Genomic DNA, 12,203 nt, shown 5'->3' on the forward strand with positions numbered 1-12,203 from the left:
TTATATTAGAAATAAGTATAAATACCAGTTAATGAACAACCAATTAAACTCTATAGGACTAGAAAAAAAACCATCCGATACAACAGTTGTGGTTGCAATGTCTGGAGGAGTTGATTCATCCACTGTTGCAGGCATGATGAAAAAAGAAGGTTATAAAGTTATTGGAATAACCTTAAAACTATATGATGATGGAAAAGAAGTTGCTTCATCAAAACAATGTTGTTCAGGTCAAGACATTATGGATGCAAAGAGGGTTGCCCACAAATTAGATATTGAACACAAAATTTTATATTATCAAAGTAAATTTAAACAAGGTGTTATTGATAATTTTGTAGAGAGCTATTTAAAAGGAGAAACACCAATACCTTGCGTTCAATGCAATCAAACTGTTAAATTTAAAGACTTATTTGAGGTTTCAAAAGACTTAAAAGCAGATGCATTAATTACTGGTCATTATGTAAAAAGTATTACTTCTGGAACTGAAACTAATATGTACCGTGCAATTGATGAAAATAGAGATCAAAGTTATTTTTTATTTAATACAACAAGAGAACAATTAAATTATTTAAGATTTCCCCTTGGTGGAATGCTAAAAGATGAAACAAGATCTATTGCTAAAAAATTAGAATTAAATGTTGCTGACAAACCAGATAGTCAGGATATTTGCTTTGTTCCAAATGGCGATTATGCATCTGTTATCAGAAAATTTAGACCAGATTCTTTTAAAAAGGGAAATATTAAAGATCTAAATGGCAAGGTTATTGGTGTTCATGATGGGATTATAAATTTTACCATCGGTCAAAGAAAAGGAATTAAAGTTTCAGATGTTGAGCCTTTGTACGTTTTAAAAATTAACTCTGACAAAAATGAAATTATAGTTGGACCAAGAGAAAAACTTGGAAAAAAAAATATTAATATAAATAATTTAAATTTACTTGTTAATGAAAATCTACTTTCAAAAGAAATTCTAGTGAAAGTTAGATCAACTGGAAAATTATTGGAGGCTAAAGTAAATCTAAAAAATGATAATTCTGCTGTAGTAAATTTGAAAGATTTTGAAGATGGTATTTCACCAGGTCAAGCTTGTGTTTTTTATGATCTTGATAAGCAAGGTCACAAGGTTTTAGGTGGCGGATGGATTGTTAATTAGTTTTTTTCCACATAAAAAAGGTTAAGAGATAAAAAGTAATTACTCCAATAAAATAATTCCATTCCAATCCATGTTTAAAAAATTTTACATTAAATCCCAAAACATCATTACCAGGTAAACTAATAATAGGCACACTTATAACTGCCACTACAATTAGAATACAGACTAGATATAATTTTAAAGTTAAAAAAGTTTTATTGATATAGTTTAACAACTTCCCTTTAAAAGAATATAAAGTTGCTACAAGATAAGCTTGTGCAACAATTTCAAAGATTATAAACATCAACATAATTACTCGTCTAAACAATTTATAAAAATCATTATCAAATTTTATTCCTAGAAAAATTGAATGGATTGTTAAAGCTACAGCAGAAGCTATTCCAAAATAAACAAATTTTTTAATATATTTATGATCTTTTTCAAATGAAGAGACTATTGCTTTGTTAAAGAGCCAATATTTAACTAATAAAAAAGAAGTTAAAAACATTGCAGGTTTAAAAACTAACCATGACGGATAAGGTCTTGCCGTTCTGCTAATAGAAGCCCCACCATCAAAATATGGTATTGTGTTATGAATAATATCTTCTTGATTTGGAAATAATCCTTGAAACTGTGTAATTAGTATTAAGCAAGTGTTAACTGCAACAAACGGCACAATAAAGATCCATACACTTATGGATTTAACCTTATTGATTTGTTCCATTGGAGATTATTTTTTCTTATTTTTTCTCTTAGCTCTTCTTTTTTTAGACCCTTGTTTTCTTCGGCCTCTATGTTTTTTTGGGTAACCCATCTTATCCTTTGTTTATAATTTTAATTGAAATTATCTGCGGGATATAGCATTGTCGTTAGCAGTTATCAAATTTTTTATGTCTAATTCATTCAAAACTTTTTTAAAACATACCGCAAAAGACTTTCATAATCAGTCAGTAAATCCTCCAGTAGTTAGAGCATCTACAATTATCTTTAAATCAATGAAGCATATTAGAAAAACACAAGATAAAGCTAAAAAGAACCCTACAGGTGGTCACTTTGATTATGGTCGTCAAGGTACATCTACAACATTTATTTTACAAAAAATTTTGACTAAGCTTGAGGAAAGCTATCATGTATTTACAACACCAACAGGTTTTGGTGCAGTATTTTTAGCAATATTTAGTGTAACTCGTCCTGGTGATGAAATTATAGCTGCAGACCCAGTTTATAGTCCAACAAGATTATTAACTGAGAATTTTTTAAAAGAATTTAATATCAAAACAACTTTTTATAATCCTCATGATTTAAAAACTCTCGAGAAGGCAATAACAAGAAAAACTAAATTAATTTTTGTAGAAAATCCTGGTAGTAATTCTTTTGATTTTCAAGATTTAGGAAAAATTTTATCTATTGCTAAAAAAAATAAAATTTTAACTGCAATAGATAATACTTGGGGCACACCTTATTTTTTAAAACCTATTAAACTAGGTTTTGACATGTCAATTGTGTCAGCAACAAAGTATTATTCAGGCCATTCTGATGTAATGGGTGGAAGTTTGGCAGTTAATAAAAAAGTTTTTTCAAAAGTAAAAGATGCTGAGAGAATAACAGGTTTGCGACTAGGCCCTGATGATGCTTATTTGATTACCAGAGGTCTAAGAACTTTAGATGTAAGATTAGATCGTCATAGAGAAAATGCTAAAAAGGTTGCTGAGTTTTTGTCTAAAAATAAAAAGGTTAAACTCTTATATCCTTATAAAAAAGATAGTTATAATTTTAGAATGTGGAAAAAATATTATTCAGGTGCATCAGGTTTGATGGGTCTTAAGATTAAATCAAAAAATGTAAATTCAGTTAGAAAATTTGTTAATTCATTAAAATTATTTGGGTATGGTTATAGCTGGGGTGGATTTGAAAGTTTAGTGCTTCACCAAGAATTGAGAGAAACAGGAGTTCGTAAATACCTAGAACTTTCAAAAGATGAACATCTTGTAAGACTACATATTGGATTAGAGGATCCAAATGATCTTATTGCTGATATAAAACAGGCATTAAGATATCTTAAATGACAACTGAAAAATTTTTTAAATCAAATACTGCATTAATAACTCTCTTTGCAGCTTGTGGAGTGGTTTTAATATCTTTAGGTGTAAGACAAACCTTTGGTTTGTTCTTTAATGATTTTCAAAGAGATCTTGGTGTTTCAATAACAGAGTCAGGTCTTGCAATTGGAATCCAAATGTTAATGTGGGGATTAACAGGTCCAATTTTTGGAGCAATAGCCGATAGATATGGTGGCCACAAAGCAATCATGCTTGCATTTATTTTTTATACATTAGGTATCTACTTTTTATATTCTGGGCCAAACAATGGGATATTTTTTCAGTTAGATCTTGGTATTCTTGTTGGTATAGGACTAGGTGGCACAGCGATAAGTATTCCAATGTCTATTGTTGGTAAACACTTTCCTTTATCTAATAGAACAATTGCAATGAGTTTTGTGACTGCAGTAGGTTCGTTTGGTTATTTTATCTCACCAATTTTTACAAACTATAGCTTGGCGAATAACGGTTGGATTAATACATTATATTCCTTTGTTGTGTTTTTACTAATTGGTCTTGTTATTTCTTATTTTGTTAAATCTCCATCAGTTAGTGAGAATTTAGAAAAACCTAGTTCTCAAACAACTTTTCAGGCACTCAGTGAAGCTTTTAAAACAAAAAGCTATATTTTGTTAACTTCTGGTTTTTTTGTTTGTGGATTTCACATTACGTTGGTTGGAACTCATGTTCCTAAATATGTTATCGATAGAGGTTTAGAAAACTGGACTGCTGCAGCAATATTATCTCTGATTGGCCTTTTTAATATTTTCGGATCATTACTTAGTGGTTATTTATCAACTAAAATAAGTAAAAAAATTATATTAAGTTCAATTTATTTCTTAAGGGGAATTTCAATAATTTTATTTATTTTTCTTCCAGCTAGCAATCTAAATGCTTTTATATTTGGTGCTAGTTTTGGATTTTTATGGCTTTCAACAGTACCTGCAACAAGTGGAATAGTTGCTCATTTATTTGGAACTAAATATTTAGGTCTTTTATATGGAATTGTTTTTTTAAGTCATCAGGTTGGTTCATTTTTTGGTGCTTATCTTGGAGGTTTGTTTCATGATCTATATGGCTCATATGATTATGCGTGGTATTTAGCAATTGCATTATCAGTATTTGCAGCAATAATTCATTTACCAATTAAAGAAGAAGCTGTTTTAAGATTAAAAACTGAATAAATTGAGCAATATTTATAAACTTTACAAGTTACATAATTCTAATCAGCCCTATATTATTTATAAATCTAATAAAGGGTTCAAAATTTATTTTAATTTTTCAAAAAAACTAATTTTAAGAAATAATAAAGATGCTCAAAATTTCTTAAATTTTAAACCAAATAAAAGAAAATCTAAAGGTACAGATTTATTTATAGGTTTTTTTGGTTATGAATTATTAAATAATTTAATAGATATTAAACTTCCAAAACAAAAGTCCTTAAATTTTTACAAAGGGATTTTTTATAAACCTGAGTCCATTCTTAATATCAAAAATTTTAGTTATTCAAATAGTCACAAAAAATCGATTAAAAATTTTAAGATAAATATTGATAAAAAGAATTATACCAAAATATTTGATAAATTTAAAAAAAGAATAAGGGCAGGAGATACTTATCAAATAAAAATTTGCACTAAATATAAATCTAAATCAAAAGTTGATCCGTTAGATTTTTTTTCTAGATTATCTGAGTTTAATTTAGCACCAGAAGCATTCATGATCAGAGATAAGGATTTTTCAATCGTTAGCTGCTCGCCAGAAAATCTCATTGATAAGAAAGGTGACCAAATTTCAACTAAACCTATCGCTGGAACTGTAAAAAAAATAGATAAAATGAATAAATCAAAAGCTTTAAGATACTTTAAAAAAAATATTAAAGAGAACAAAGAACATAACATGATTGTAGATATGGAAAGAAACGATTTATCTAAAATATGTGTTCCTTTAAGCGTTAAAGTTGCTAAAGAAAAAATAATTGAAGAATACCGAGACTTATTTCATTATGTGAGCTTAATTAAAGGTACAGTTAGAAAATCAGTTAAAAATTTAGATATCATTAAAGCCATGATGCCTGGAGGTTCTGTAATTGGTTGTCCAAAGATAAACACCTTAAAACTTTTAAATAATCAAGAGAAAGAAAATCGAAATATTTATACAGGAAACTTTGGCTATATAAAATTCAATGGAGACATGAGATTTAATATAATTATTAGATCAATTTTAAATTTTAAAAATATATCAGAAGTAGCTGTTGCCTCAGGTGTAGTGATAGACAGCAATGCCAACAGAGAGTTCAATGAAAATTATATAAAAGCAAAAGCTTTAATAGATTTGTATTAATGATTTACATAATAGATCATAATGACTCATTCACATTCAATGTCGTTCATCAATTTTCAAGATTTGATAAAGTTGTTTGTGATAATTATGACAAAATTAATTATAATATTTTAGAAAAAGCTAGCTCTATAGTTTTCTCACCAGGACCTGGAAATCCAAAAGATTATCCAAGGACTTCAAAAATTTATAAAAAATATAAAAGAAAAAAAAGGATAATTGGAATCTGTCTAGGATTTCAACAAATTTTGTTTAATGAAGGGGCTAGAATAGTAGAACAGAAAAATATCTATCATGGTTTTCAATCTGAAATAAAAGTTAACAATAAAAGTAAAATTTTTGATAACAATTTAGAATTTAAAGTTGGTAGATATCATTCATTAAAGCTTAAAGAGCCTTTTAATAAGAATAGTTTTGATATAACAATGCGTTGCAAAATTACAAATGTTGCTATGGCATTTGAAAATAATTTAGATAAAATTTATGGATTTCAATTTCACCCAGAATCTTTTTTAACTTTAAATGGCAACTTTCTTATTAAAAAAATCTTATCAGCTTAATAATTTAAAAGAGATAAAATTTAAAGACCTATGGGGGGATCATGGGGTTTTCACTACTATGTGGATTTTTGATAGATCTTTTAAAATTCTTTTTTTCAAAGATCATATTAATAATTTAATCAAGTCTGCAAAAGCTTATGGAATAGATACAAAAAATCTAAAAAAAAATATTTTTAAACTTTTAAGAAAAAACTTATCTAATAGTAAAAAATATAATCATCTTTTAAGAATAGCTTTAAATAAAAAAGTTATTTCAATTTCAATAAGGAGCAAGATAAAGATTAAAAATAATTTAGTTTTAAAATTAGTAAAATTAAAACGTCAAAAACCAGAATATAAAAATCTTAAATATAGAAAGATCCTTTCACATTTATCAAAACTTGATACCAGTAAATTTGACATAGGTCTTATAAGTGACAAAAAACTTTTAGAGACAGGTACTTCAAATATTCTTTTAGCAAAAAATAAAAAAATATATTCACCTATAAAAGGTTATTATAAAGGTATTACATTTAGATCATTAGAAAAAAAATTACCTAAAATTCATAAAAAAAATATTTATGTAAATCAATTGCAAGAATTTGATGAAATTGTTTTAGTTGGTTCTGGTAAAGGAGTTGCTTCAGTAAGTAAAATTCATAATAATAGCTGGAAAAGAAAAGGTTTAAATTATTTTAATTTGATATCTAAAACTTTAAATTCAGAAATTAAGAAATGTAAAAAAATTTTGATATGAGAGATCCAAATAATCCTTGTTTATTTTGCAATGTTAAAGAAAGTGGAGTAGCACATGAAAATAATTTAGCTTATGCAAGTTATGACACTTACCCAGTCTCTGATCATCATTGTCTGATAATTCCAAAAAGACATATTAAGAATTATTTTGACCTAACAAATGAGGAGCTTTTAGCATGTAATGATCTTATAAAATTAGTTAAAGATGAAATTTTAAATAAAGATACAAGTGTAGAAGGTTTCAATGTAGGTACTAATTCAGGAACTGTTGCTGGACAGTCAATAATGCATTGTCATATTCATGTGATTCCAAGACGTTCTGGTGACGTTGAGAACCCTCAAGGTGGTGTAAGGTCAGTAATCCCAAAAAAACAACATTATATAAGAAAAAAATAACCTTAATAACGACAAAATGTACAATACTTATCAGTTGAAGATTATTTTCAACTATACTAAGTGTTTTCACAATTTAACTAATTTAAATAATCTATGATATACACAAACCCATTTTCTACCTTAGCTGGAACCATCTCACCTGTTGCTATGCAAATCTTTATTATAGCTATGGTCATTTTAATTGCTGTTGGAACAATTATTCAAATGATCCATCATAAAAATATTACTTACTTTTTTAATAATGCAAAAAAAGCAAAATTGTCAGCAACTAAAGAACTTAGTGCTGGAGAAAAAACAGCAATAATAGCAAAAACAGCTGTTGTAGATATTGGTACAACTTCGGAACTTGGCTTTGGAAAAAGAAGACTTGCTCATGTACTTGGTATGTATGGCACAATATTATTTTGGATTGCATCAGTAGTTTTGGTTTTTAGTTATACTGGTGCAGGTAAATCAAATTCAGAAATTTGGTCAATGCTTTGGCATGTTGGGGCAATACTTACTTGTCTAGGTGGTTATTGGTTCTGGTTTTTCCTAAGAGTAGATGTTTCTTCAGAAGCGCATCCTTGGTATAGAATTATTAAAGCAGATTTATTTGTACTTGCTCTTTTAGCTTGCGCTACTTTTGGATTAGCTTGGTCATACACTCAATTCAATGGTCAAGTTGGATTATCTTATTTATTTTTGATTTTATTTGTAACTGCAAATATTGTTTTATTTGGAGGCGTTTATTGGTCTAAGTTTGCTCACATGTTTTACAAACCAGGGGCAGCAATACAAAAAAATTTAGCTGAAGCAGATGGTTCAAGAGATAATCTTCCACCACCAGCTGATGCACCAGAGCAATTTGGTCTTGGTATTAAAAGAGAACAACCTAAACACTATTAAATTTGGAAAAGGAGAAAAAATAATATGTCAACATTTGTATATATGACTAGATGTGATGGCTGTGGTCATTGCGTAGATATTTGTCCATCAGATATAATGCACATTGATGAAAATATCAGACGTGCAAAAAACATAGAGCCAAACTTTTGTTGGGAATGTTATTCATGCGTTAAAGCATGTCCTAACCATGCAATTGATGTAAGAGGTTATGCAGACTTTGCTCCAATGGGACACAGTGTTAGAGTTAGAAGAGAAGAGGAAAAAGGAACAATCTCTTGGAAAATAAAATTTAGAAATGGAACAGAAAAAAACTTTGTTTCTCCAATTACAACAAAACCTTGGGGTCAATTTATTCCAAAACTTGCAGATGGTGATAAACCAAATCAAGGAGAAATAAATTCTCAAAGATTATACAGAGAACCAGAGGGATTAAATACGGGTGGTGAATTGCCTGTTGTTCCTAAAGAGTCGTTCAAGAAAGGGGTATACTACTAATGGCAAAACATAAAACTCATTACGAAGATTGTGATATTTTAGTTGTTGGTGGTGGTATGGCCGGAACCGGTGCCACGTTTGAAGCAAGGCACTGGGGTAGAGACATGAAAATTGTTTGTGTTGAAAAAGCTAACATTGATAGAAGTGGTGCTGTAGCTCAAGGGCTATATGCAATTAACTGCTACATGGGTATGCAGTGGGGTGAAAACCAACCTGAAGATCATGTTAGATATGCAAGAAATGATTTAATGGGAATGGTTAGAGAAGATTTAGGTTATGACATGGCTCGTCATGTAGATTCAACTGTTCATATGTTTGATGAGTGGGGTCTTCCAATGATGAAAAATGAAAAAACTGGAAGATATCTAAGAGAAGGTAAATGGCAGATAATGATCCATGGTGAGAGTTATAAGCCTATTGTTGCTGAAGCTGCAAAAAAATCCGCTGATAAAATTTACAATAGAATAATGATTACTCATCTATTAATGGATGAAGCTCAAGACAATAGAATAGGTGGAGCTGTAGGCTTTAACATGAGAACAGGTGATTTTCATGTATTTAGAGCTAAAGCAGTAATTGTTGCTGCTGGTGGTGCATCACATATATTTAAGCCAAGAGCAGTTGGTGAAGGTATGGGAAGAACTTGGTATGCACCGTGGAGTAATGGTTCTGCTTATGCATTACCTATTGCAGCTGGTGCTAAAATGACTCAGATGGAAAATAGAATTGTTTTATGTAGATTTAAAGATGGATATGGACCAGTTGGTGCCTATTTTCTTCATTTAAAAACATACACTCAAAATGCCAACGGAGAAAACTACGAGAAGAAATGGTATGATCAAACTAAAGAGCTAGTTGGCGAATATATTGATCATCATCCAACTCCTACTTGTTTAAGAAACCATGCATTTATTCAAGAAGTTGCTGCAGGTGGTGGACCAATTCATATGGTTACAACTGAGGCTTTTCAAGATCCACATTTAGAAACTGTTGGATGGGAAAACTTTTTAGGTATGACTGTTGGGCAAGCTGTTGTTTGGGCTTCTCAAAATATCGATCCTAAATATACAAATCCAGAGCTAACAACTTCAGAGCCATACGTTATGGGATCTCATGCAACATGTTCAGGAGCTTGGGTGAGTGGACCTGAGGATTTATCTCCTCCAGAATATTTCTGGGGTTATAACAGAATGTTAACTATTGATGGATTATTTGGTGCGGGTGACACTGTTGGTGGAAGTGCACACAAATTTTCATCAGGTTCTTTTACTGAAGGTAGATTAGCTGCAAAAGCTGCTGTAAAATACATTGAGGATAAAAAAGCAGATGGAATTAAAGTTTCAGACAAACAGTGTGAAAACTTTAAGGAAATTGTTTACAAACCTTTAGATAATTACACAATTGCAAGAAACGAGATTACAGGAGGAACAGTATCTCCAAGCTACATATCTCCAATTCAAGGTTTACAAAGACTTCAGAAAATTATGGACGAGTATGTAGGGGGTATTACTTCTAACTATATGACTAATGGCAATATGCTAAAAAGAGGTCTGGAGCTACTAGATTGGCTGCAAGAAGATCTAGAGTATGTTGGAGCAGAGGATTATCACCAGTTAATGAGAGCTTGGGAGCTAAAGCATAGAGCATTAACTTCTCAGTGTGTTACTGAACATACTCTATTTAGAGAAGAAACTCGTTGGCCTGGATATTACTACAGAGGTGATCATATGAAATTAGATGATGATAATTGGCATTGTTTAACAGTTTCAAGAAGAGATCCTAAAACTGGTAAGTTTAGCATGGAGAAAGTGCCTGTTTACCATATCGTAGACGAAAACGAGAAGAAGAAAGCCTCTTAAATTAATTAAAAGAGTAATTTCATGGATCTTCTAGCAAAATCAGATGAAGAGATATTTGCTATAGCCAAACCTATTTGGGAAAACTTAGTGAAATCATCAAATTTAAAAGATTATGGTGGTTTTACTAGGGATTTTTCTACTCAAATGTTGTTTGGGGCTAATGAAGTTGAGCTTGGTAAACAATGGGCTAACAATAAATTAATAGTTAATTTAAAAGAAATGTATGAGCCTTTCGGTACATTAAGAAGAGGAGATCATATAACTATTCTTATCAAACAGCTGAATACAGAGATCCCAGGGGAATTTCTTGGCAGATTGGTTCTTGGAGTAGAAGACGGGGTCGTTAAAGTTTTTGGTGCAACTATCTATTAATAAAAAAAATTTATATTTAATTATAAATTATTTGACAAATAACTTTGTAGGTGTATTGACCTCCATAAATGCAATTATTTCACAATAAAATTCTTAACAAAATATTAAACTTAAAAACAATAATTATTAAAACTAGTATTTTTGCAGGATTAGCTGCATATTGGGGTGTGATTTTAGTTGGCACTCTTATAACTTTTAGTTAAGTTATTTTTAAGTTTCACAAATAAATTTAATGGAAGTCTTTTTACCTATAGCTCAAGTTTCAATTAGTGCTATTGAAATTTTATTACTCAGTGGAATTGTAGGTGTTTTATCAGGGTTGTTTGGTGTTGGTGGAGGTTTTCTGATGACACCTTTCTTAATATTTTTAGGTGTACCCCCAGCATATGCAGTTGCGAATGAAGCAAATAATATTTTAGCTACTTCTGTATCAGGCTCAACAACTCATTATTTAAAAAATACTTTAGATTACAAAATGGGTTTCATGATTGTTATTGGTGGATCAATTGGAACTTTACTAGGAATTTATACTTTTAGTTATTTTAAAGGGATAGGTAAAATTGATACTGTTATATCATTAGCGTACATGTACATCCTTGCAATTATAGGAACCTTGATGTTAGTTGAAAGCTTAGGTGAGATAGATAATTCAAGAAAAAATGCTTTAATTAAGAAAAAATTACATGTTCATTATTGGATACACGGTCTTCCATTTAGAATGAGATTTCCAAAATCTAAGTTGTACGAAAGTATTTTTACACCAATCATTATAGGTCTCATGGTAGGATTTATTGCTGCAATAATGGGAATTGGTGGGGCGTTTATTTTAGTTCCAGCTATGATTTATATTATAAAAATGCCTACTAAATTAGTTCCTGGAACTTCATTATTTGTAACAATTTTCGTAAGTGTAATTGTTACATTTCTTCATGCATTTAATTATGGATCAATTGATTTAGTTTTAGTTTTTTTACTTGTAGTTGGATCAATTATAGGAGTTCAGTCTGGACAAAAACTTGGTGAAAAAATTAACAGTTCTGGCTTAAAAGCTTTATTAGCAATTTTATTGTTAGCCGTAGGTATAGCAATTGCTTACGATACCTTTTTTGTTGAACATGTTGAAAAAGAAATTAATCAGATCACAAATAATGAATTAAATGCTTTATCGATGTTAGTACAAAAATTCTCTAAAGAAATGCCAATTGTATATAGTTTGTTTTCTATATTTTTTGCTGTTGGACTTGGAATTGGCGCAGCATTTATTAGAAGATTTATGTCTGATTTAAGAAAAAAACATTTTTCAAAGGCATCTTAATACTTTTAGATGAATAAT

Annotated in this window: 13 protein-coding genes; 12 read left to right on the forward strand and 1 reads right to left on the reverse strand. The window is 29.9% G+C overall.

The genetic code is table 11. The features are described 5' to 3' along the window. Positions 1 to 31: 31 nt before the first annotated feature. A complete protein-coding gene (gene mnmA / locus ACTTAU_RS04235; RefSeq protein WP_438305256.1) occupies positions 32 to 1,150 on the forward strand; it encodes a tRNA 2-thiouridine(34) synthase MnmA in 1,119 nt (372 codons plus the stop codon). Here mnmA and ACTTAU_RS04240 read toward each other — a convergent pair. Continuing rightward, entirely contained in the window at positions 1,143 to 1,853 is a 711-nt protein-coding gene (locus ACTTAU_RS04240; protein WP_438305254.1) for a hypothetical protein, read from the reverse strand. The two genes, mnmA and ACTTAU_RS04240, sit on opposite strands and share 8 nt — an antisense overlap. A gap of 166 nt (positions 1,854 to 2,019) precedes the next feature. Here ACTTAU_RS04240 and ACTTAU_RS04245 point away from each other — a divergent pair, with 166 nt between their 5' ends. From ACTTAU_RS04245 to ACTTAU_RS04295, 11 genes are all read left to right on the forward strand, one after another. Beyond that, positions 2,020 to 3,195, forward strand: a complete 1,176-nt coding sequence (locus tag ACTTAU_RS04245; RefSeq protein ID WP_438305252.1) for a trans-sulfuration enzyme family protein — start codon at positions 2,020 to 2,022, stop codon at positions 3,193 to 3,195. Next, positions 3,192 to 4,412 (forward strand): MFS transporter, encoded by a 1,221-nt coding sequence (locus ACTTAU_RS04250; RefSeq protein ID WP_438305250.1) that lies wholly within the window; start codon positions 3,192 to 3,194, stop codon positions 4,410 to 4,412. Before ACTTAU_RS04245 ends, ACTTAU_RS04250 begins: the two co-directional genes overlap by 4 nt. Before the next feature lies 1 nt (position 4,413). After that, complete coding sequence (locus ACTTAU_RS04255) at positions 4,414 to 5,568, forward strand: chorismate-binding protein (protein WP_438305247.1); 1,155 nt, start codon at positions 4,414 to 4,416, stop codon at positions 5,566 to 5,568. Next, complete coding sequence (locus ACTTAU_RS04260) at positions 5,568 to 6,125, forward strand: aminodeoxychorismate/anthranilate synthase component II (RefSeq protein ID WP_438305245.1); 558 nt, start codon at positions 5,568 to 5,570, stop codon at positions 6,123 to 6,125. Before ACTTAU_RS04255 ends, ACTTAU_RS04260 begins: the two co-directional genes overlap by 1 nt. After that, entirely contained in the window at positions 6,088 to 6,861 is a 774-nt protein-coding gene (locus ACTTAU_RS04265; RefSeq protein WP_438305242.1) for an aminotransferase class IV, read from the forward strand. Before ACTTAU_RS04260 ends, ACTTAU_RS04265 begins: the two co-directional genes overlap by 38 nt. Beyond that, on the forward strand, positions 6,858 to 7,256 hold the full coding sequence (locus ACTTAU_RS04270) for an HIT family protein (RefSeq protein WP_438305240.1): 399 nt from the start codon (positions 6,858 to 6,860) through the stop codon (positions 7,254 to 7,256). The genes ACTTAU_RS04265 and ACTTAU_RS04270 overlap by 4 nt, the downstream gene beginning before the upstream one ends. A gap of 93 nt (positions 7,257 to 7,349) precedes the next feature. Next, positions 7,350 to 8,144: an adenylyl-sulfate reductase gene (locus tag ACTTAU_RS04275; RefSeq protein ID WP_438305239.1), complete on the forward strand. Its 795-nt coding sequence runs from the start codon at positions 7,350 to 7,352 to the stop codon at positions 8,142 to 8,144. Between the two features lie 24 nt (positions 8,145 to 8,168). Next, the gene (aprB, locus tag ACTTAU_RS04280; RefSeq protein WP_438305237.1) at positions 8,169 to 8,639 is read left to right on the forward strand and encodes an adenylyl-sulfate reductase subunit beta; all 471 of its coding nucleotides are present in this window, start codon (positions 8,169 to 8,171) and stop codon (positions 8,637 to 8,639) included. Next, complete coding sequence (aprA, locus tag ACTTAU_RS04285; RefSeq protein WP_438305235.1) at positions 8,639 to 10,498, forward strand: adenylyl-sulfate reductase subunit alpha; 1,860 nt, start codon at positions 8,639 to 8,641, stop codon at positions 10,496 to 10,498. The genes aprB and aprA overlap by 1 nt, the downstream gene beginning before the upstream one ends. Positions 10,499 to 10,519: 21 nt before the next feature. Continuing rightward, on the forward strand, positions 10,520 to 10,870 hold the full coding sequence (locus ACTTAU_RS04290) for a hypothetical protein (protein WP_438305234.1): 351 nt from the start codon (positions 10,520 to 10,522) through the stop codon (positions 10,868 to 10,870). A gap of 232 nt (positions 10,871 to 11,102) precedes the next feature. After that, complete coding sequence (locus ACTTAU_RS04295) at positions 11,103 to 12,185, forward strand: sulfite exporter TauE/SafE family protein (RefSeq protein ID WP_438305231.1); 1,083 nt, start codon at positions 11,103 to 11,105, stop codon at positions 12,183 to 12,185. The last annotated feature ends 18 nt before the right edge of the window (positions 12,186 to 12,203 follow it).

The sequence above is a fragment of the Candidatus Pelagibacter sp. HIMB1505 genome, assembly GCF_052047915.1.
Classification (GTDB): Bacteria; Pseudomonadota; Alphaproteobacteria; order Pelagibacterales; family Pelagibacteraceae; genus Pelagibacter; species Pelagibacter communis_A.

Bases quoted from the DNA above. Each gene is read 5' to 3' on its own strand.
- mnmA (WP_438305256.1), top strand. From the start codon at position 32: ATGAACAACCAATTAAACTCTATAGGACTAGAAAAAAAACCATCCGAT.
- ACTTAU_RS04240 (WP_438305254.1), bottom strand. From the start codon at position 1,853: ATGGAACAAATCAATAAGGTTAAATCCATAAGTGTATGGATCTTTATT.
- ACTTAU_RS04245 (WP_438305252.1), top strand. From the start codon at position 2,020: ATGTCTAATTCATTCAAAACTTTTTTAAAACATACCGCAAAAGACTTT.
- ACTTAU_RS04250 (WP_438305250.1), top strand. From the start codon at position 3,192: ATGACAACTGAAAAATTTTTTAAATCAAATACTGCATTAATAACTCTC.
- ACTTAU_RS04260 (WP_438305245.1), top strand. From the start codon at position 5,568: ATGATTTACATAATAGATCATAATGACTCATTCACATTCAATGTCGTT.
- ACTTAU_RS04265 (WP_438305242.1), top strand. From the start codon at position 6,088: ATGGCAACTTTCTTATTAAAAAAATCTTATCAGCTTAATAATTTAAAA.
- ACTTAU_RS04270 (WP_438305240.1), top strand. From the start codon at position 6,858: ATGAGAGATCCAAATAATCCTTGTTTATTTTGCAATGTTAAAGAAAGT.
- ACTTAU_RS04275 (WP_438305239.1), top strand. From the start codon at position 7,350: ATGATATACACAAACCCATTTTCTACCTTAGCTGGAACCATCTCACCT.
- aprB (WP_438305237.1), top strand. From the start codon at position 8,169: ATGTCAACATTTGTATATATGACTAGATGTGATGGCTGTGGTCATTGC.
- aprA (WP_438305235.1), top strand. From the start codon at position 8,639: ATGGCAAAACATAAAACTCATTACGAAGATTGTGATATTTTAGTTGTT.
- ACTTAU_RS04290 (WP_438305234.1), top strand. From the start codon at position 10,520: ATGGATCTTCTAGCAAAATCAGATGAAGAGATATTTGCTATAGCCAAA.
- ACTTAU_RS04295 (WP_438305231.1), top strand. From the start codon at position 11,103: ATGGAAGTCTTTTTACCTATAGCTCAAGTTTCAATTAGTGCTATTGAA.